This is a genomic window from Desulfocastanea catecholica (genome assembly GCF_054657295.1).
In genome coordinates this window covers 77,108-98,745 of sequence record NZ_BAAHYZ010000012.1, presented here as the reverse complement: position 1 = coordinate 98,745, position 21,638 = coordinate 77,108, and the positions used below count along the sequence as shown (strand labels likewise).

15 protein-coding genes are annotated in these 21,638 nt (G+C 52.4%); 3 read left to right on the top strand and 12 right to left on the bottom strand.

Going from position 1 to position 21,638, the window contains the following annotated elements:
- A complete protein-coding gene (locus ACYQ8U_RS12515; protein WP_459945879.1) occupies positions 1–675 on the top strand; it encodes a transglutaminase-like domain-containing protein in 675 nt (224 codons plus the stop codon).
- 129 nt (positions 676–804) lie between these two features.
- On the opposite strand, the gene ACYQ8U_RS12510 is transcribed toward ACYQ8U_RS12515, so the two are convergent.
- The 11 genes from ACYQ8U_RS12510 to ACYQ8U_RS12460 form a co-directional block, all read right to left on the bottom strand.
- Positions 805–2,406, bottom strand: a complete 1,602-nt coding sequence (locus ACYQ8U_RS12510) for an acyl--CoA ligase family protein (RefSeq protein WP_459945878.1) — start codon at positions 2,404–2,406, stop codon at positions 805–807.
- A gap of 176 nt (positions 2,407–2,582) precedes the next feature.
- A complete protein-coding gene (locus tag ACYQ8U_RS12505) occupies positions 2,583–3,794 on the bottom strand; it encodes a hypothetical protein (RefSeq protein WP_459945877.1) in 1,212 nt (403 codons plus the stop codon).
- Between the two features lie 553 nt (positions 3,795–4,347).
- Complete coding sequence (locus tag ACYQ8U_RS12500; protein ID WP_459945876.1) at positions 4,348–5,298, bottom strand: universal stress protein; 951 nt, start codon at positions 5,296–5,298, stop codon at positions 4,348–4,350.
- Positions 5,299–5,327: 29 nt separating this feature from the next.
- Complete coding sequence (locus tag ACYQ8U_RS12495; RefSeq protein WP_459945875.1) at positions 5,328–7,142, bottom strand: ArsB/NhaD family transporter; 1,815 nt, start codon at positions 7,140–7,142, stop codon at positions 5,328–5,330.
- A gap of 65 nt (positions 7,143–7,207) precedes the next feature.
- On the bottom strand, positions 7,208–7,951 hold the full coding sequence (locus ACYQ8U_RS12490) for a glycoside hydrolase family 19 protein (protein ID WP_459945874.1): 744 nt from the start codon (positions 7,949–7,951) through the stop codon (positions 7,208–7,210).
- A 154-nt stretch (positions 7,952–8,105) separates the two neighbouring features.
- Positions 8,106–8,762 carry a hypothetical protein gene (locus ACYQ8U_RS12485; RefSeq protein ID WP_459945873.1) on the bottom strand — a complete coding sequence of 219 codons (657 nt, stop codon included), beginning with the start codon at positions 8,760–8,762 and terminating at the stop codon, positions 8,106–8,108.
- A 250-nt stretch (positions 8,763–9,012) separates the two neighbouring features.
- Complete coding sequence (locus ACYQ8U_RS12480; RefSeq protein ID WP_459945872.1) at positions 9,013–9,903, bottom strand: HAD family hydrolase; 891 nt, start codon at positions 9,901–9,903, stop codon at positions 9,013–9,015.
- Between the two features lie 14 nt (positions 9,904–9,917).
- Complete coding sequence (gene recD / locus ACYQ8U_RS12475) at positions 9,918–11,618, bottom strand: exodeoxyribonuclease V subunit alpha (RefSeq protein WP_459945871.1); 1,701 nt, start codon at positions 11,616–11,618, stop codon at positions 9,918–9,920.
- Positions 11,611–15,186: an exodeoxyribonuclease V subunit beta gene (gene recB, locus ACYQ8U_RS12470; protein ID WP_459945870.1), complete on the bottom strand. Its 3,576-nt coding sequence runs from the start codon at positions 15,184–15,186 to the stop codon at positions 11,611–11,613. Before recB ends, recD begins: the two co-directional genes overlap by 8 nt.
- Entirely contained in the window at positions 15,176–18,352 is a 3,177-nt protein-coding gene (recC, locus tag ACYQ8U_RS12465) for an exodeoxyribonuclease V subunit gamma (RefSeq protein ID WP_459945869.1), read from the bottom strand. The genes recB and recC overlap by 11 nt, the downstream gene beginning before the upstream one ends.
- 162 nt (positions 18,353–18,514) lie before the next feature.
- Positions 18,515–18,814, bottom strand: a complete 300-nt coding sequence (locus ACYQ8U_RS12460) for a hypothetical protein (protein ID WP_459945868.1) — start codon at positions 18,812–18,814, stop codon at positions 18,515–18,517.
- On the opposite strand from ACYQ8U_RS12460, the gene ACYQ8U_RS12455 reads away from it, so the two are divergent.
- Positions 18,815–19,912, top strand: coding sequence for a hypothetical protein (locus tag ACYQ8U_RS12455; RefSeq protein WP_459945867.1), 1,098 nt, complete (start codon positions 18,815–18,817; stop codon positions 19,910–19,912). It abuts the gene before it with no gap.
- Positions 19,913–19,949: 37 nt separating this feature from the next.
- Here the strand turns inward: ACYQ8U_RS12455 and ACYQ8U_RS12450 are convergent, their stop codons facing one another.
- The gene (locus tag ACYQ8U_RS12450; protein ID WP_459945866.1) at positions 19,950–20,429 is read right to left on the bottom strand and encodes a universal stress protein; all 480 of its coding nucleotides are present in this window, start codon (positions 20,427–20,429) and stop codon (positions 19,950–19,952) included.
- Positions 20,430–20,687: 258 nt separating this feature from the next.
- Between ACYQ8U_RS12450 and ACYQ8U_RS12445 the strand changes: the two genes are divergently transcribed.
- On the top strand, positions 20,688–21,611 hold the full coding sequence (locus tag ACYQ8U_RS12445) for a lysophospholipid acyltransferase family protein (protein ID WP_459945865.1): 924 nt from the start codon (positions 20,688–20,690) through the stop codon (positions 21,609–21,611).
- Positions 21,612–21,638: the final 27 nt, after the last annotated feature.

Sequence of the window (21,638 nt, the reverse complement as noted above, 5' to 3'; positions counted from 1 at the left end):
ATGGATACAGATTTACAGCTCTACCTGCAACCAACGTTTTTTCTCGATTTTGACCGGCAGGAAGTGGCCGACTTTGCCGCAGCTGTCTGCGCAGACCACACAACAGCCGCGGCAAAGGCAACCGCTCTCTATTATGCAGTGCGGGACCAGATCACCTATGACCCTTACAGTCTGCAGTATTCTCGCAGTGCCATGCGGGCAAGCTCGATCTTGCAGAAAAAATGCGGCTACTGTGTCTCAAAGGCAGTACTGCTTGCCGCGGTCGGACGTCAGCAGCAGATCCCCTGTCGTCTCGGTTTTGCCGATGTCACCAACCATCTGTGCACCGCCAGGCTGAGAGAAATGATGGGTACCGATCTGTTTATTTACCATGGCTATACCGAGATGTATCTGAACCATAAATGGGTCAAGGCCACGCCGGCCTTCAATCTGTCCCTCTGCACCCGGTTCAACGTACGACCGCTTGAGTTTGACGGCACAGAAGATTCCATCTTCCACGAGAGCAATACCCTTGGCCAAAAACATATGGAATACGTCAGAGATCATGGCCATTTTGCCGATCTGCCGTTTGAAAAAATCTTTGCCGCCTACGGCAAGGCGTACCCGAAATTTTTTCAACATTTCGGGGACAATACAACCCACGATTTCAGTGCGGAAGCGGCGGCTGAGAACTGACACGAATCTTGTCGAATCTTGTCGTACCTTGTGCTTTTCCCGAGCGTGATCGACACAAGGCGCGACAAGATGAATCGTTATTTTGCCATCGTAAAACCTTCGTACCGGGGGGTAGGAGGCCGTCGGAGATCAACCGATGCGTTTTTTACCCTCCCACTCCTTATCTCTTAATTTGAATTTTTGAATTTTACCGGTAGCGGTTTTGGGCAGCTCGCCGAACTCGATATATTTAGGGGCCTTGAAACGGGCCAGATGCTCCTTGGTATAAGCAATTATATCCTCTGCCGAGGTCGTTCTTCCGGCTTTGAGCACAACATAGGCCTTGGGAACCTCGCCCCATTTCTCGTCGGGGACCGGAATAACCGCCACCTCCTGGACATCGGGATGGCCGTAGATGACACTTTCCACTTCGACGGTGGAAATATTTTCTCCGCCGCTGATAATGATATCCTTTTTTCTGTCCATGATCTGCGCATAGCCGTCCGGGTGCATGACCGCGAGATCGCCACTATGGAACCAGCCACCTTCAAATGCCTCGGCGGTCGCCTCGGGATCCTTGTAGTAGCCGGTCATGACATTGTTGCCGCGCATGACAATTTCGCCGATTGTCTTGCCGTCACGGGGAACCGGCTTCATGGTGACCGGATCGACCACATCCATAAAATGGGTAAGAATGTACGGCACACCCTGGCGGGATTTGGCTACGGCCTTTTCGTCATCAGACATCGTTTCCCATGCCGGCTGCCAGGCGCAGACACTATGAGGACCATACACCTCGGTGAGACCATAGGTGTGGGTAATATCCGCCCCTATCGCTTCCATATTTCGGATTATAGCCGGTGCAGGCGGCGCTCCGGCAGTCATGATCTTCAATTTTCGCTTCATCTTCACTTGAGACGCCCCCGGCCAGGTGCTCATGGTAATGAGTATCGTCGGCGCCGCGCAAAGATGCGAGACATCTTCTCTTTCGATCAAACGGTATATGTCTTCAGCGACCACGGCACGTAGGCAGACATGGGTCGCGCCGGCCGCGGTAACTCCCCAGGTAAAGCACCAGCCGTTACAATGGAACATGGGCAATGTCCAGAGATAGACGGAAGATGCAGTTAAACCGGATTCCAGAACCTCGCCGATGGCGTTGAGATATGCGCCACGGTGGTGGTACATGACTCCTTTAGGACGCCCTGTCGTGCCGCTGGTATAATTGATGGCCAGCAACTGATCTTCGGAGTCGATATCTGCCGCAACCGGCTCGGGGGATCCGGTTGCCAGAAATGCCTCATACTCCATGCCTTCAAGAGACAGGGTGTCGCTGACATCACAGACCGTAACATAGGTGGTGACCTTGGGCAAATCTCTCGGCTGAACCAGATGGGCAAATTCACTGTCGGCAACAACCAGTTTGGCATCCGAGTGATCGATGATATAGGAAACCTCGCCAGGGGAGAGGCGAATGTTGACACTGACCAGCACCCCGCCAATAAGCGGCACGGCATAATGCGCTTCGAGCATGGCCGGAATGTTAGGACAGATAAACGCTACCTTGTCGTCCTTGCCGATACCTCTTTGCCGCAGTGCACTGGCCAGGCGATAAATCCTTTCGGAAAATTCTTTGTAGGTATAACGTTTATCGCCATGGACAACCGCAGTCTTATTCGGGTAGACGAGGACACTTCTGGTCAAAAATTCCACTGGAGTCAGGATACTTTTATTTACGCTTGGTGCTTGCATTATAATTTTCCTTTCAGGCAGATTGTCATGGGTAAGGTCGTTTCTTGAAACAGGACAGAAACTGGTGTATGGAATTCCTGGAAACCATTTTCAGCGTTGGTACGTTAATGAAGGTGCTGGTGGGGAAATGCGGAAAACACAATCCCCACCAGCACCTGACATCAATGACAGGTTAGTTATTTTTCATGAACATAAAACGGCCATTTATGAAAGAACCACTCGTTCCAGAGCAGGGGAATGATCCACCAGAAATTCCAGACCAGTGACTCACCGTGGGCAAACCGGTGTGAGAGCTCGGTCATATGATGATTACCCAGGGCCCAGTGGCCAAAATTACCGTAATAGAACACCCAGTAGCCCACGGCAGCAAACAGTACCACCCCGACAGTCCGCACAAAGAAGGCCGACCAGGCATCCTTGTCCAAGCCAAAAGCGATGTCATCAAAATAATGGTGCCAGATCAGGAACGGGGTCAAGAAAAACCCGGCAATTTCTGCTGAGTGAATCCAGAAAAATCGTTGAACTTCGGCCAGTCCCTTGGCTTCTTCCAAGAGTTTGAACGTTTCCGCCGGCACCCACATGGGGATAATGGTTTTACAGAAAAGAGCTAACAGATAAGCGAGGATAAATGAAAGAATGACGGAAACAATCCCTTTCCACGGTTGCGGAAGGGTAATGAGCGTCCAGGGCTTCATCCGCCACACGTTCGCCGTCATAAAGAGAATGACAATTGCCCATTCCCACCAGCCGAAAACCCAGTGTACATGCGAGGTTCCGCCAATACCGACCCACCAAGCCGGATTGAGAGCCGGTCCCTCCAGGACTGAACCAAAAAACGGCACGATGAGAACTGCATAACAAAATAATGTTAACAAAGAGCCCCAGCCGAACTCGGCAAAACCGGCTGCAGGTTGCGGAATATTACTCGGCTGTACAGGCCATTTACCGAAAAATATTGTTGAAACAGGATAGGTATAAAAGCCTATCAAGACAAAACCGACTACGGCAACCTGAGCCAACACCACCGGTTTACCGATGGCCTCAAGGCCATAATAGCTCATAAAATTGAACCCTATCCCCAGAACGCGGTAAAAAAGCACATCTATGACGAACCAGACGAGGATTAAGTTGACTATGGTCATTATGATTCCGCGTTTGGGCTGCTCAATATTCTGAAAAGGCCAGTCAGCAAGAAACATATGTTGCCATATACCTACCAGAATCATCACTGCAAGATACATGACGAAAGGATAGGGAAACCATTTGATTGGCCCTCGCGGATCACTGAAGATAAACCAGGTCACCAAGGCGATGGCCAAAAACACGCCAAACGAAATAATTCCCGTGAGAGGTTGACCCCATCTCGGTTTTAAAGCACCTGCTGACATACGCTCCTCCTTTTCTACTTCTTGGTTAGAACAACATATAAGTTCCGGAGAATCCGCCGGAAAGTACATCTTCCGATCGACCATCCAGACTGCCGACTCCTCAATTTTATTATTCAACCAACGGTGCATGACTGACCACTCTGTGGTTTTTTCGATTACCTCAATCCCGTGCCGATATTTACCACGGCTCGAAAACCGACCAAGCGCTCAATCGCATGATCGATCTTTATTTAATACAAGCAGTTTGTCAATATTTTTTCTTCTTTTCTTCAATGCTTCTGAACTATTTCTTTTCTTGAAAGTTGCTAATAATTATCATGAAGTCTCGAATGAGATACATGCGCTAAAATGACTCTTTTCAGGAGCCTGTCGGAGTAAAGCAAGCAAAGGCGGGAACGACCCGAAAAGGGATCGGCAAAAGAAGCAGATGTCATGAGCAGAACCTCACGTCGCACGAGGTGGGCAATTTTGCCTGCCTGGCCAGACGACATTGAGCCGTGCCCACAACACCAGGATATCGAAACGTCAGGTAAATGCGACGTAACAGGTATCGTCAACTGACCAGCACTACCGTCCTGTCCTTACAGCGATGGACAAAATCACTGCTTACCGAACCAAGAATGATTTCGGCAATTTTCAATCTGTTCCGCCGGCCGACGTAGCACATTGTCGCGGCACAGGCCTGGGCATGTTTATGCAGCATCTCACCTGGTTTGCCGAAAAGAACCGTAGCAACAATTTTCGATTTTTCCACACCCTGCCGCAACAGAATATTCTCCGCCTCCAGCATGGCGTCGTAGCCGTTCTCGATCATCAGTTGACAATCCAGGCCATTTTTTTCATGTAAACAGGAGGGGTCCATGACGTTGACCAGCGAGACTTCTTCTATTACTTCAGTGTTCCTGGCCATGAGTACCCCAGCCTCTTCAACGGCACGCAGGCAGGTTGGGGATCCATCAATGCCGATCATGATTCGGGCGACAGGAGATACACCAGGAACAAAACCCTCTTCGCCGACTATATAGAAACCGGCGCGGATATAGCGGTTTATTACCCCGTTGAGAACGGTGCCGATGAAGACACCCTCTTCCTCACCCTTTCTCCGGCTCATAATCAATGTTGAATATCCTTCAGTCTCGCAGATGGTGCTGATTTTTTTCACCGAGTCACCATCTTCGACTCGGACGTTGGCCTTCAGGGCAACACCGCTTTTCTGCAGCAGCTGCTGAATTTCCAACAACAGAGGATCGACTGTCTCCTTATAGTGTTTGTCGCGCAGACGGCGCATGACATCTGACGAGAGCACATGACCGGCACGAAAGTCTATATTGTTGAGATGGGTACTCAGAAAAGATCCGCCGACAACGTGAAGCAGATCGACCTTTTCCAATTCACCGCCCATTGAACTGGATATCAGTTCCACAAGCGGCAGGAGGTTTTTCAAAACCGCAGAATCTTTTACCGGGAGAAGCAAACGGGTAAGAACCGGAATACTCTTGTCCATGGCAGATCTCCTTTAATGGCCAACACGAGTTAATAGGCGAGCAGCAGCCACACATTGGCGACACCAACGCTGAGCAGCATAAAGGGAAAGGCCGCCTTCATAAATTGAAAAAAGCGAACAGGATGACCGGCCGACTCGGCGATGCCCAGGGTAACCACATTGGCGCTGGCACCGATCATCGTCCCATTGCCACCGAAACAGGCACCAAATGCCAGGGCCCACCACAATACGCCGGATTCCGCCCCGGGAATAACCTGGGTCAGGTAGGCAACAATCGGCAACATGGTCGCGGTAAACGGAATATTATCGACAAAAGCACTCATGATTGCCGACACCCAGAGAATCAGGCAAATAGAGGTCACCAGATTGCCATGGGCCAGGTAGAGCACCCAGTCGGCGACGATATCGAGCAGTCCTGTCTCTTCAACCCCGCCGACGAGGATAAACAGAAACATGAAAAACAACAACGTCGTCCATTCGATGTCCTTTTCTATCAGTTCAAGCATATTGATTTTTTTCGTCAACAAACCGAAGGTGAACAGCAGCGAGGCGCCGAAAAGCGCCGCGATACTGACCTCCATATGCCAGATACCATGGGTGAGAAAGAGCGCGACAACAATAGCCATGACCACCATGCCTACCCCAAGGAGAGTGGCATCGGTGATTTTATATTCCGCACGCAACTCAACGATAAACTGCTGGATATCGTCCACCTTGGCTTTGTTGAATTCCTTGCCGAAAACATATTTGGAAAAGACAAACAGGAGCACCATGACTAGTGCACAGGTCGGGGCAAGATTCTGCACAAATTCGACAAATGTGAGGTTTGCGTAGGAACCAATCATGATATTGGGCGGATCACCGATAAGGGTCGCCGTACCGCCGATATTAGAGGCAAGAATCTCAGGAATAAGCAGGGCCAGCGGCGTAATGCCCAACGAGACAGCAATCTGGATGGTCACCGGGGTAAGCAAAAGCATGGTGGTGACATTATCGAGAAATGCCGAGGCAAAAGCGGTAAAAGCCATGAGGATGACGGCCAGTAGAAAGATGTTGCCGCGGGCAAGCTGATAGCACTTATAGGCGCACCATTGAAAAATCCCGGTATGTTTAAGAATACCGACGATGATCATCATACCCATCAACAAAAAAATGACATTCATATCCATGGCTTTTATGGCACTTTCATAGGAAAGGATATGGTATTCCGGATTCAGCGTCCCAAAGGTATACGAAATAACCAGCATGGTTGATGCGCCGAGCATGGCCGCCATGGTGCGATGCAGCAACTCAAAAGAGATGAGAATATAGGCCAGAACAAAGACGATCGCGGCAATCCAGAAGGCAGGCCCGGTGGTACGCTGCATCTGAATTTCTGCCAGGCCGATGAAATTTTCGCCATCCTTGGTGAGTTCATGACCGTTTATTTGATAACTGTTCTTTATAAAACTCGGCTTGTAAGCGGTTATCTCCAGTGTACTGTCTTCGGTCACGAGGCCGGCCGGCAACCAAAACCGGACCTGATAACTCCCGTCGCTTCCGGTCGTGAGGGAATCGTCCGACTGACCGTTATCATAGGCACGAGATACTTTCAATGGAGTTCCGTCCAGCAATACCTGAATCTGTGCGGCCTCAACGCCACTGCTATGCGAATTAACCACCTTGCCAAACAGATCCAACTGGACCTGTCTCACCGGATCAATTTGTTGTTCCGCAGCGACACTCTGCGAACTGAGCAAAGAAAAAAGCATGACGAAAACAACCATGACAAAAACAACCAATACTCCCACCGAAACGCCAGGTGCAACACGCCGTCGTCGGCCTCCCATAATCTTGAAAACCATACCGCCTCCACGAACAAAAAAGTCTGCCCAACGCCCCGATAATCACTAACGGGACTCGCTGGTTCTTAAAGATGAACAAGAAATTTCTTTGCTAAATCGGCAATTTCATGCGCCTTGTCGTTGCCATTGACACATCGCCTGGCACCAATGAAATCGGTTTTCGTTTCATCGAGATAGTCGGTAATCCTGCGGCCGGTAAATGTTCCGGTTTTGAAGCCATGGACCAGGACAAATAAAGCCACATTCGGCCGCATGGCAATATCCGGTTCATTGACCAGATCAAGGGCAAGCATACTGGAATATTGCTCGTAGTTGTTCTTCCAGGTCAACTGCACATAGCCGCGACCATAGAAAGGGTAATACGAGAAATGATTCTTGCGCCAGTCCTCATCCAGCCAATAGGCTTCCCGTACAGGCTTGAAAGTCTGATTCGTTTCCCATTGCGTTGTCGCCAGGACATAGGCTATCTGGCTATTCAGCCCGATGCCCATTGCCCGGCACGCACACTTGATTGCCTCTATCGTCCCTTCTTTGCAGGAAAAATCATGATCTTTCCTTTCCACGACGCCATCAAGTTTTTCCTGCAGTGCCACGATGGATTGCTTGCCAATAAACGCAGAGTTGCCCGAGTAGACGTCAGTCTTGAACTCCGACCAGGCATTGCGTGTCTTCGGGCCGATTAAGCCATCTATTTCCCCCACCGGATAGCCAAGGAGGCTCAAGGCTCTCTGCATCTCTTTGAGTTGCTCTTTTGATAATTGCCAAATAGGTGTAGGTCCTGCAATGGACAGCAGTTCAGCCAGCTTCATGCGTTTCCCTCCTGTCAAAATTTTCCCGGTCGATTACACCCGGCGATACTTTTTATCAAAAACTGCATTCTCTGCACTGCACAATACAGCTCTTAACAGACCATCGTGTGACAGAAGTTGTATGACTTTTCTCTCCTGCAGACATCAGTAGCCTTCATCTCGTCAATGGTGAACGGTTGTGTCGGATTTTTTTCAATATCTGCGCCATGATCGTGTTCATGGACCTGGCATCACTGTCGAAACCTCCATGCGAAATGCTGGTGGTAATGCCTTTTTTGCTGTTCGAATAATGAATCGACAAGCCTGCATGTTTGGATAATTTTTTCGTAGAGCGCTGCATCACTAAAAGCGGCATGTCGGTGTTTCGTTCCAGAGCCCGAGACACCAGGTAAAGGAATGATTTACGATAGACAAGAGCAAAGGCATGACCACCTTCAATAGTATTCGAAGGGGTTATAATTGCCGGTTCATTGCTCTTTGCCGCCTTGGGGCTGAACCAGCCGGAGTGCACATCGGCTGAAACAAAGATAACGCCAACCTCATTGAGCGCTGTGTGATAGTCGTTGATTTCCGGCCGAAGACGATAACAGGCGCCAAGGGTGCAGTATCTGGCTGCCAGACCGAAACCGGTACAGGCGCCTTCCGTACCCTGGTTGAGAATATGCGTCCCGCCGCGGTTATCGATTTCCGGCTGCAGTTGAATGAGGGCCGGCTCGTACATCCCGTTGCGAATGTCAGGGGTATCTTTCCGGGCGTTGAGGATACGTTTTTCACCGACCACCTGTACACGTGGAAATGATTTTCCTGCCATACCCGCCTCCTTTTTTTGGTTATCCAACCAAAATATCAACAGTACGGGACATTGCTGCCATTTGCTATGCGGTCGTTTTAAAAACGTATATCAGAGAATATCAAAAGAGAATACCAAGAAAGACTTTTATTAACCATCAATAGAGTTTATTGTTACAACGAATTACAGAAAAATCAAGGAGATGTTCAGTAAATGCCCATCAGCACCAGAGCTGCTTTGTCATTGGCCTTTACCAGTGTACAATTTGACTCTACCAAGCAGCAAGCCACCGGCTGACAGCTTCACTCACCCCTCCCTTATCGTTTGACGCAACACTCTGAAAAAGTGTTTTTAAAGACGGCGGACCGTTGGCCACAATAAAGCTCTGTCCGGCCCAGTGGAGAAGGTCTTCGTCATTATAATCGTTGCCGACGGCGCCGACGGCGTTCTGCTGCAGACCGACGATGTCGGCCAGCCAGCTGACTGCCTGACTCTTGGAAACGGTTGGCGGGAAGATCTCGATCCACATTGATCGGCCGTCCAGCGGAGAAGTGGCCTTGATCACATTGCATTGTCTGCAGGCTTCAGCGATCTTCGCGGCGACCTCATGGCCGTTATTGCCGTTCAGGTCGTTATGGCCGGGGACGATACAGATGATTTCCGTGGCCTCGCCAAAAGTATCCAGGGCCTCAGGGGTTAAAATCGTGGCGAAATCATGGTAAATTTCCAGTCTCCGGTAAAAATCGGGATTATCGCTGCCATTGTGGCTATAGTGGAAATGGTGCGTGTCCGGTACCGGTCTGTGGATCATGAAATCGAGTCCGGCATTTTCCAGATAGGCCGCCGCACTCCGAACGTCGGCAGAACTGAGGGAAAATTTTTTCAGGAGTCGATTGCCGGGGTAGTCGAGTATTCCAGCTCCGGTGGAGAAAATGACGTAATCGACGGGGAACGACCGGTCGGGGTCCATGTAGCCGAGTTGTTCCATGAGAAGATTAAAGGAATGGTTCGATCTGCCCGTGGCCACGGCTACGAGAAAATCCATCTGCCGCAGGCGGAAAAGTGCATCCAGGTCACCCGGCGCAATCCGCTTCTCCGAAGTCAGCAGCGTCCCATCCAGATCGACGATAAACAACCCCTGGTACTTCCTTAGCTCATCCATTTCACTCAACTCGCTCAAATTTGCCCCTCTAAGATACCTGCCTGCTCTGGCAGTCGAACCGGCGGACTCTTCTTCTGTGTCTGCTCATGCAACAGGCCGGCCAGCCCACTGCAACGCTCAATTTTTCTCGACAGGGCCTGGGCAAAGACCTGTCGTCCGGCCACCAGCCTGACCATTTTTCTCGCCCGGGTGAAAGCGGTATAGAGCAGCTCCCGGCTGAGAATCCGGTTATCTTCTTCGGGCAGGACGACAACCACCTCGTCAAATTCCGAACCCTGACTTTTGTGGATGGTCATGGCAAAGACCGTCTCACAGCTCGGCAGACGATACGGTGAATAGCTGCGCAGGCCGCCATCCGACTGCTCGAACCAGACTCTGCTCGCGCCATCGGCAAGGTCCGGCAGACAGATGCCGATATCGCCGTTAAAAAGGTCCAGACTATACTCATTTCTGGTGATGAGCACCGGTCTTCCGGGATACCAGCTGTCCGGCCGGCAATCGAATCCCCGCCGGGCAAGAAACGTTTCGACCCCGCGGTTAATCCCGGCAACGCCTCGATGACCGTAATGGATGGCGCAGAGCACCTGAAAACGGTTAAATGTAGCGAAGATCTCCCTGACATCGGTCTGTGGATAGCGATACACTGCCGCCATGTACCCGGCGTATTGGAGGCCGATAGAATCAAGCAGTTCTGTCTGCAAAACCGTCACGTTCGGCACCTTCGCATCAGCCAGGCAGGTCCAGGCTCCGTCACTGTCACCAGCGTTGACTCTTTCCGCCAGAAACTTGATATTTTCATCAAAGCGATAGGTTTTTTTCAGTTCAATGGTGTTATCCGGCAGGCTCTGGATAAAATCGCCGAGCACCGCACCCGATTCCACCGAGGTGAGCTGGTCCTTGTCACCAAGCAGCAGCAGCCTGGCACCAGGTTTGAGGGCATCGACCAGTTTGCTCATCATGGCCAGATCGACCATCGAGGCCTCATCGACGACCACGACATCCCAGCCCATCGGCTGTTGGCGGTTATGGCGAAACTGCGGGCAATGGCGGATGAAGCCCAGCAGTCGATGCAGGGTCGTTGCCTTAGTGGGGATGGCCGCTTTCACTTGCTCCGGAAGCGGCAGCCGGTCAAGGCTGCCGCCAATGGATTGACTGAGCCGCATGGCCGCCTTGCCGGTGGGTGCTGCCAGCGCGACGTCGAGTTTATGGTCCGTCGCCATAAGCAGCAGGGCGAGAATGTTTACCACCGTCGTTGTTTTTCCGGTCCCGGGCCCGCCGCAGATGATCGTCAAGCCTTTTTGCAGGGCAATTTTTGCCGCCTCTTTCTGCCGGTTCCGTCCAGGGGATCCCGGTTCATCATCATCGAACAAGGTAGCCAGCAGCTTTTCGTACCCTTTTCCCGAAAAAGTCACCGTCGCTATTATACGGATCTGTTCAGCCAGCCGGGTTTCGTAATGGAAATATCGGTGCAGATACAGCTTGTCATTATGCAGGACAAGCGGCGTCTGCTTGCCGTCCGAGACCAGATGGAGGGTTTGCAGGAAACATGCCTCTGTCTCCGATACCGTAAGACAACTATGGCCGGCCTCATGGGCGGCGGTCAGTTTTCTCACCAGTTGCCGGAATCTTTCTTTATCGACACCGGACAGGCTGGACCGTTCGGCCAGGAACCTTGAAAAATACCTGTCTAGAAGGGGCGCGCCCTGCTCAGTCATTATCACCTCCGCCCAGAGCCAGGTCCAGCTGCACCACTTTATCGTATGCAGGCAAGGCGGCATAGACGCCGCTGCCGGCAATCCTAGGGTCCATGCCGCGCACAAAGAGATAGCGCACGCCGCCGAAATGGTGCGCATAGTTATAACCAGGCACGCAGTTGTGCAGATGACGATGCAGCACCAGCGTGTAAATCCAGTACTGCAGCCCATAATTGTGCGCCTGCATGGCCGCCACCAGCTTGTCCGGCGCATAGTCGCCCTGCAATTCGCCAAGAAAATTGGTTTTATAATCGAGAATATAATATTTCCCGTCGTAGGCACAGATAAGATCGACAAAACCGGTCAAATAGCCGCGCATCACCTTATGGCCAAGAGGCACAAAGGTCGGTTCCTCCGCCAAAAGGTCATTGATCCGGTCAGTTGCCAGGCGACTGAGATGAAAGTAAAAGGCCATTTCCTTGAGACACAGCGTATCGGCGAGCATGGCAAGAGTGTAACTTCCGGTCGTCAACGGGGTGGTCACCACCAGTTCGAGCATCTTCTTTATCTCCTCGGCAGCTGCCTGCACCCCATAACGCATGCACTTCTGGGTAATTAAACTGAGCAACCTCTCCTCATCCTCATGCCGGGCAATGGCGGTAAACGACAGGCTTTCAAGCAGATCATGGATAACATTGCCAAAGTGCGGCCCTGCCGGCAGGCCGGTCACGGGAATCATTGGCTGTCCATATTCTATGCCTGGTGCAGCGACCACCGCTGCGTGGGCATATTCACTGAGCGCAGCCATGGCCGAATAACTCGACATCTGCCAGTCGGTCAGGAGAGACCGACCGGACGCCTGGAGGGGATGCAACGCAGTTTCCTGCGAATTTTTCCGGAATGAGACAGCCGATTCTTCAGCGGAAACAAGCAGATATTGCACAGATTCTTCCTGGGCCAAACGATGAAATTTCTCCTGCTGCACCTGATAATCGACGCGGCCTTCGGCAAAGAGCAGATAGCCGAGGGCGGATTGCCAGGAATCGCCGACACTGCCGCCCGCCTTCACATCCGCCCAGCCGATGTAACAGCGGATTTGCGCCCGGGTCAGGGCGACATAGAGCAGCCGCAGATCCTCGGCCATCTCCTCCCGTGCCGCCTGCTCCCGGCGAGTGGGAAAGAGATCGGAACCGAGATCGATGAGCGCCTGATGCGCCTCGTCATGGCAACTGATCTGATATTTTTCTCCCTTGATACGGTTGCCGGCATACCAGAGGTAGGGGCAGAAAACCACCGGATATTCCAATCCCTTGGCGCTGTGCATGGTGACAATGCGCACCGCTTCCTCATCACTTTCCAAAAGCAGCTCGGCATTTTCCGCACTCTGGCTGCCCTGCATCATCTGGCGCAGCCACTGGAGGATCTGGCCCTTGCCAAGATTTTCTTCGTTCTCCTGTTTGCCAATCAGCTCGATCAGATGCAGGATATTGGCAATGGCCCGCTCGGCCAGCTGGCGGGTGGCTAAGGTGGGCAGGACCTCCTCGGTTACCAGCAGCCGCATCATCATGGGCAGCACCCCCTGCTCCTGCCAGCGCTGACTGTACTGCAGGAAACGATTGTGGTACCGGCTCAACTGTTCTTCATCCTGCCACAGCTCGTGGAGGCGGTTACCGGTGAAGCCAAACCAGGATATGGTCAACGCCGTTTTCAGATGTTCGGTCTCGCCCGGTGCGGCAATGGCCTGAAGCAGGAGAAAAAGCTCCCGACACTCGCGGGTCTGGTAGACGGATTGTCTGCTGCCCACCACCGCTGGAATTGCCGCCTCGGTCAGGGCCTGGCGATATTCCTCCGCCTGCCTGTTGCTGCGCACCAGGATGGCGATGTCCTGCGGCGCCAGCGGCCGCTGCTGAGGCAGCTGGCCGGTCGTCTGCAGCAGAGCCGGACTTGCCGGATCAAGAAGACGACCCAGCTCGGAGACGATAAATCGACGGAACTGCTCGGCCGCTTTGCCGGAGGTCCAGCGACCATTTTTATCTTCCGGCTCACTATCCAGGGTACAGTACACCATCCCGGCCAGTGACCGGCCGCCTTGTGTCAGGTCTATATCGCCAGCCTTTCTGGCTGCCAGTACCGGTCGATAATCCAGGGTGCTCTCATCAAAAAAGAAGGGCCTATTTCTCGAACAAAACAGCCGGTTCACCTCTTCGACGAGAAAAGGATGGGACCGATAATTTTTTTCCAGCGTCAGCAACCGGCCCGCCGATTTCCTGGCCAAAAAATAGGAGTGAATATCAGCGCCGCGAAATTTATAGATCGCCTGCTTTGGGTCACCGATCAGATAGAGGTAATGGTGGCCGCCGCCAAAGAGTGTCGAAAAGATATGCCACTGGCTGTTGTCGGTATCCTGAAACTCATCAATCAGGGCGACGCTGAACCGCTCGCCTAAAATCTGCCGCAGGCGATAACCAGATTCACCCGGCTCCCCCTTCAGGGCCGCGGACAAGCGCAGGATCAGATCATTAAAGCCCATAGTCCCCTGCTTGAGAAGACGACGACTCACTTCGCTGCATAATTCCTCGGCAAGCTTGACACGAAAGGCCAGGGTCAGGCTGGCAACCGCCTCGAGCAGCGCGTTAATTTCGCTGTCCGGCAGCGGCCAGTCGGTCAGAAAAGCAATTTTTTTCGCCTCGCCGCGGATCTTTGTTCCATGCAGTTGATCAACAAGCGACTGCCGCTGCAGCAGACAGATATTGTCTGGAACAGACAGACTTTTCCCGCTGAAAAATTCGCCCAGAGCGCCAAACCAGGCTTCGAAATCAGCACTGAACGGTTTTTTAAAGTAGCCTCCGGACAGGCTGCCGGAAAAGCATTGGAACAGCTCGTCCCTGTTTTCGCGCCACCAGAGAGCCATTGTCGTCATTGCGGTTTGCAGTTCGACCAGCACTGCGTCAATGGTGCCGACCCGCGGCTCAATGCGGCCCTCTCCGTTAAAGACGCGGGAGACACTGGCGAGCAGTTTATCTGGAGAAGAAAAACTGCCGGTAAGCAGCGCGCACGGCAGTGGCGCCAGCGGGTATATCCACGTACGCCAGAAGTCGTCAGCCACCTGACTGCGGATATGATTGATATCGGTGAGCAACTCAACGTCAAAGAGCTGCCCGCTCTCCAGAGCCTGTTCGACCAGCATGCGTTGACAGAAACCGTGGATGGTAAAGATAGAGGCCCGGTCGATATCATAGAGGGCCAGCTGCAGCAGGTTGACGGCGGCGTGATGATCCTTGATGGACTCGGCCCATTCAAGAAGCGTATGATCGATCTTTTTTCCGCTCATGCCCATTGTGCCGCTCAGCAGCTCTCTGGCCTCAACCAGTCTTGCCCGGATGCGGCTTTTCAGTTCCTCGGTGGCGGCCTTGGTAAAGGTAACGATGAGAATTTTTTCAATGGGCTGTCCGAGTTCGACCAGTGCCCGCAACACCAGCATGCCGATGGCATAGGTCTTGCCCGTTCCAGCGCTTGCTTCAACGAGATTGACGCCTTTTTGCAGTGCAAGTCGGGCGGCATCAAATATTTCATAATTGCTATGCATCATCGGCCGCACCCCATATCGGACACATTATTTCCTGGCAGAGCCGCTCAAATTCAACAATGAGTTGTGCATCCTCCCAGCTGCCGCCAAGCAGCAGTTCCCATTCAGGTTCATAGCCTTTGTCCAGACGGCTACGCAGCTCCTGTAAAGCTTTCTCGAGCGGCGGGGTTCGCGCTCGATCGTTGGCCGCTTGCCGGGCATAGACCATAGCAGGTTCGACAAAAAATAGTGATGGAGCGCGGCAGCCGGTGTCAACATGAGCAAGCAGCATCGCAAGGTCCGGTCCCTCGGCGGCACCGTTGAAAACGACTAGACCATCGACGGCGACAATCCGGGTTTGCGCGGATGGCGTAAAAGAGCTGAGTACCAGATGGTGTATCCAGCCAGCCAGAAGATCCCGCCCCCGCAGCCTGCCGAAACGAAGCAGCATTGCCCCGTTTTCGTAGAGGTTGGCGAGCGTGCCAAAGAGACGATAGTTGCCTGCGTTGAGGTCAAACGGCATATCGACACACCTTTCGCCCATCTGCTGCTCGTTTACCCGATCAATAAAGCTGGCCACATCGCTTTGTTTTTCGGCAAAGGCCAGCTGCCCTGCGGTGCCGAGCGGCCAAAGGCCAGCGGTCTGCATTTTTTTGAGCAGATCGGTTGTTTTTCCGGACAGCACAGAACGAACCATTTCCTCTTCGACATAATATTTACCGAGACCGGATACGGCAAATATCTCCCGATCTTCCGGCAGCTCTTCCCCACTGTCGAGGCGGATACCCAGACAATCGCTGATAAAATATTTCTGGGGGTTGACATAAAAGCGCAGCAGGTCGGCAAAAGCTATTGTATCTCTTTTTTCGGCCAGCTGTCCCTGCCACCAGGGAACAGCCGGACGCGGGCCCTGCTGCAGAATTTTCGCGGTCATGCAGGCATGGTCATTATAGCTGAACAATTTTGCCTCGCTCTCATTTCGGTAATATTTTCTGCTGAAAGGATGGAGAGGATGACGGACGACAAGGTCGTGCACGCCATACCCGTTGTCGAGCACTTCGAGAAATTCCGTCACGACAACCGAAGGTGGAATCACTTCATTGGTGCGAATCGACTGGCCGATATAGCTGAGATAGAGATGCGATCTTGCCGCCAGCACCGCTTCGAGAAACTGGTACCGATCATCACCCCGTGGCGAACGATCGCCTGGCCGAAAATCCGTGGCCATCAGATCAAAGGTATCGTGGCTATCGTTTTTTGGAAAGACGCCGTCACAGAGGCCTATCAGACAGACCACCTGGAAAGGTATCGACCGCATCGGCAGCATGGAGCAGAAGGTCAGCTGTCCACGCAGAAAGCCGGTGCTCGACCGGCGCTCTTTTGCCGATTGGGTAAACCATTCACGAATGACCGTATACTCAACCTCCGCTGTATGAAACGGGCTGCTTGACTCGCTCAACTCGGCGATGAGAGTACGCAGTTCCACCAGCTCCTGTTCATTTTCATCGCCGAAAAGCTGCTGCACGATTCCCTGCAGCAGCCTCGACCAATCGTCGAGCGGGCGATGCTGCAAAAAATCGTCATGCGCCCCGTCAACCAGCTCAATAAACCGGCACAGGCCTCCCAGGGCAAGCGCCCCTCGTCCTTCGATATCAGCAAAAGGCAGCACGCCATCGATATACTCATCGGCGTTGATAGCATAGCCCATAAGGAGTCGGTCAAGTCCGGCCCGCCAACTGCCCTCCTCAAAGCCGGCCAGACCGGCTTCGCTCCTTTGCCGACCGGACAGCCCCCAGCGGATTCCGGCCCGGGTAACCCATTGGTGCAGGCTGTCGAGATCGGACAGACAGAGCTCAAACTGCGGGAAGACAACCGGCTGGCGCAGCAGATCGAGCAGCTCACTCCAGCCGAACCTTCCACTGAAAAGATTGAGAAAATTGAGAAAGGCAGTGATTATCGCGTTACGGCTGCGGATACTGCGATCGGCGATGGAATGCTGTATATCATCAAAGACGGCTGGGATCAGCGGGGCATAGTCCTGGATATCCGGAGCCATGACGATGATGTCCCGCAACTCGAGCCGAGGGTTGCGGTGCAGCAAATGCAGCAGGTGATCCTTTAGAACGGTTACTTCTCGCAGTTTGGCGTGACAGGAAACCACCTGAATCGAGTCATCATCTGCCGCAGGTGCAGGCTGGGGTTGGTCCGGCAACCGCCCCTCGAGCAGATCCGCCTGGAGGCGCTGCAGCAGTGTCCCGGCGGCAGCGTCTTGGCCGTCAAGGGGATCATCGTAACTGGCAAACTCCAAGGCAAAACCGGGACCCTCAAGCATCATATTCTGCAGATCACGCCCCTGCCTGCCAAGAGAGGCCAGCAGGGGATGGTGCTCCTCTACCCCAAGTTCTGTGCGGTCAACCACTTCTTGCCCCACTCGTTTATACTGCATTCTCTTACTCTGCACATTGCCCCAGTAGCTGCGGCACGGGGAAAGGAGAAAGAGATGGACATCCATGTGGTCGGACAAGCTATTGAGGTAACTTAAAAAAATCGGCGGCATGGTATGCAGGCCGAGAACGGAAATGCGCTTTGGTAATCGTTCGGCCAGGTTGTTTTCACTCTTCAGCCGCTCAATCACCTGACGAAAAAGCATGCCGCGATGCACCTCACCACCCGGCTGAACCAGCAGTCTGCGCCACAGCTCCATCTGCCAGCGTTCCGCCGGGTGGCGGGTCGCGAGGAGGCCACTCTCCCATTTTGCCAGCATATCCGGACGCATGATCTGATACTGGTCAAAGATATTGGCCAGGCGACGAGCGAGTTGAAAGCGCTTCAGGGCAGAATTTTCTCCGGCGAGATAGCCGGTCAGCGGCTGGTACACCTCCCCGGCAAGATCACGGAGCAGGCCATCGAGCCGCCAGGTAAGAATCTGCCGCTGAAAACCGTCCGGGGAAATGCCCATCCCCAGTTTCTCGGCGACACATCCGAGGAAATCGAGGGGCAGGTAAAACTTGAAATTACAGAAGCTGCGAAATGCATCAGCCAGGCTTTGCCCGATCATCCGCTCCATGCCCTGACTCTGGATGAGGAACAACTCCGCGGCAAAAAAATCCGCCTGCCGATCCGTCCGTATGACCTCGGCCAGGTGACGCAGCAGGTTTTCCGTACGATTCGAGACATGGAGATAGAACATAACCAACCAGGTGAAGTGTTTTACTCAGCCATCTTGAAATCTGACTTTTTACGAGTTTATCAAATATTCATGGGCCAAAAACCGGACCGCTGCGATTTTGGATCTTTTCTCCGGCTGTCGATTGTTCCATTTACCGGGTGACAGAGTGACTGCGTCCAGGTATTATTTGCTGCCGACGTCTACGCCGGCGTATTCATATATGCCGTAGACGAGTCCGGCCATGATACCGATTGCAAAAAACAGGCGCAAACGCCGGTCCCAGGGGAGTTTTTCACCGTCGGCCATATACTGCAGGAGGGCGATTATAACATAGGTGACACCAGCGACATAAGGCGCGGTCTGGACGATCTGCCAGAAGGTCGCTTTCAGGGTTGCACTGCTATCTGTTCCCAGGCGCAGGTTAAACAGTACATAGACCGCAGCCGAAAGATACAACGAAACTTTTCCTTTAATACTTGCCATATGAACTCACTTAATGCTGTCTATTTTCCGGGAACGGATCTCTACTCGATACGCCAGTATCCGATATTTCTATTATTTCAAAAGATGCACCTCATCAGGCCGGTGGAAGATGATTCCGCCGGCTCGGGCGAGGAATCCTCCGATAGTTTCATTAAATCAGGATTCTGTCAAGTACATACTCCCTGTCCACTCGGCGAGAACCGGGATCGGTTTGTCCATCTGGTGGCAGATATCAGCAGGAGAAAAGATGATTACGCCGCCCAGTTGAGCTCTCTTATTCTCGCCGGCACATCCAGTCTATCCGCGCAGGATGACGATTCCGAACGAGCCATCAGGAGTTCTTTATTTAGCCCCGATGCCGAGAAGGTTAAAGTGATGCAGGAGGATAAAGACAGCAAACTCTGGCAGGCGCGACTGGTGCTGGCCATCGCCGAGATCCTCGACCGGGAAGAAGAAGAAATTGCCCGCAACCTGGCCATGCTCGAAGACGATCAGGCGGAACTTTTCAAGGAACTGCATGGCGACATTGACGAACTAGAAGAGAATCCCTTTGCCGAACTCAGCCGGCTCGAGAGCAATCTCGGCGCGGCCAATTCGGGCAATATGAAAAAAAGATGCAACGCCTGGAAGACCCTCTTTCTTGAAGGTAACATGGGGGAGTGCGAGATATTTCTTACCACCAGCCAGGATGCCGGGGATCTTCTCCTGGAATCATACGAAAAGAAAACAAACCAGCCCGCCCTGCTTGCGGCAACGCTTGCGCTTCCGGGTCTTATCGGCTGGAACAGCGCGGAGGCGTATCAATCAGTGCTCAAATTCCGTGACCAAAACAGTGAGCTGCTCTTACACATACATGCGTACCTTAACGATCTTATGCAACAAGATACCTGCACCCAACAGGATACAGCAAGCACTGCCTTTACGGCACTGGCCGAGCAATGGCATGGGCAACTCGAGACCATTTTTCCGACAGAACAGTTCGGCAGAATTCCGGTCAAATGTTATGTCTTCCCGGGGTTGTCCTGTGCCACGCTGATCGGCACAACGCGACCTGAAAACAGTGCAGCGAAAAACGGTCTGTTGATCGTGGTGGACTGATCGAGTCGACCGTTTTGCCGGCCCTGCGCCTGCTAACCTATCTGCAGCAGGTGTAGGGATTTATAGTCATCACCGGACAGGCAGCGGCACGCACGACCTTATCGGCCACGGAACCGAACATTATCTTCTCCAGACCTTTATACCCATGGGTGCCCATGACGATGAGATCGGCCTCGATCTCATTGGCATATTCAACAATTTTTTCGCCGACATCGCCCATGAAAACCTTGTAGTTCAGCTCCGTTACCCCGGCTTTTTCACAGAATTCAACCATCTCTTCGCGAAACGAGGCCATTTTCACCTCAGCGCTCTCGGCAAGTTCCCCTTCCAGCGTCGGCAGGGTCATCTGGGGCACAAAAAATCCGGAATAATCCTCAAAGTTCTGCACGATGAAGACAAGATACATCGATGCTGAAAATTTTCCGGCGAGGTAGCCGGCGGACTCAGCAATCAATTTTGAATTATCAGAGAAATCAACCGGAACGACAACTCTTTTAATTTCATTCATAAAGCTCATATATCCCCTCCCTGTCGAAATTAGAAAACGAAGTGTACCTCTTATATAATTGTCTCATAACCTCTTGAATGATGCAAGGTTTTCACGCCTCCCGGCACCTGTCCACAGCTCATATCACACTCTAGCCAACCGCGGTAAACAGAAAACAAGCCAGGGCTCTAAAAAGCGCTTTAAATCCTTGAACGACTGGTGTAGTTTACCGGTTTTTCTCCAGGGAGTTCTTATAATCCCTCAATGAACGGCTGCCTCCACTTCACTATGAAACTTAAATACAGACTCGAATATACTTTACTCAGAAGTACCATATTTTTCATCAATCTGTTGCCTGTTCCGGCCATTCTTTTTCTTTGCACCGCCATCGGCTACTTTACCTGGGTTGTTTTCCCTTTTCGTCTTAAGGTTGCCTACCACAACCTTTCAACGGTTTTTCCCGAGATGGATCATGCCGCGAAAATACGCCTGCTGCGGCGAGTCTACCTCCAGTTCACCAGGACATTCGGCCTGGTATTTATCCTCCATCGAAAAAGCTTCAAGACGTTGATCAAAAACGCCCGGATCTCCGGGCGAGACAAACTTGAACAGGCGCTCGGACAGGGAAAAGGGGTGATTCTTACGACAATCCATGCCAGCTGGTTTGAAGCATACTTTGCCTGGTTCAATATGTCCGGCCTGCCGACCAGTCTTATCTACAAGAAACAGAGTAATCCTCTCTCCGACCAGTTTTTCGTTCGTCAGCGCAGACACTACGGCACCAGCCTGCAGCAGTTGAGCAGTCGAGACGGCATGAAGGTTTACCAACAGGCTCTGACGGACAACAGAATACTTATCGTCAGTCTCGACCAGCGATATTCCGGCACCGGCATCAGTATCAATTTTTTCAACCAGCCGCTCTCCTGCGCCAAAGGCTCGGCAATACTGCATCTGCGTTCAGGGGCGCCGGTTATGACCAGCGTCTATTATATGCGGGACGGAGAGTTACATATTGATTTCGACACAGTCGATCTCCCCAGCTATAGTGAAATAAACGACGACAACATTAAAGATATCTGCACACGGTGCATCCACCTCTATGAACCTTTCATCAGGCGATATCCGGAACAGTGGTTCAGCCTCTTTCATCGCCTCTGGAGTAAAAAGGGCTATTCCCCGGTAAAGCGATCCTTCCGGCAGATATTTTTTTAGTGACCGGCCAGGGAAGGTCTGCCCGAC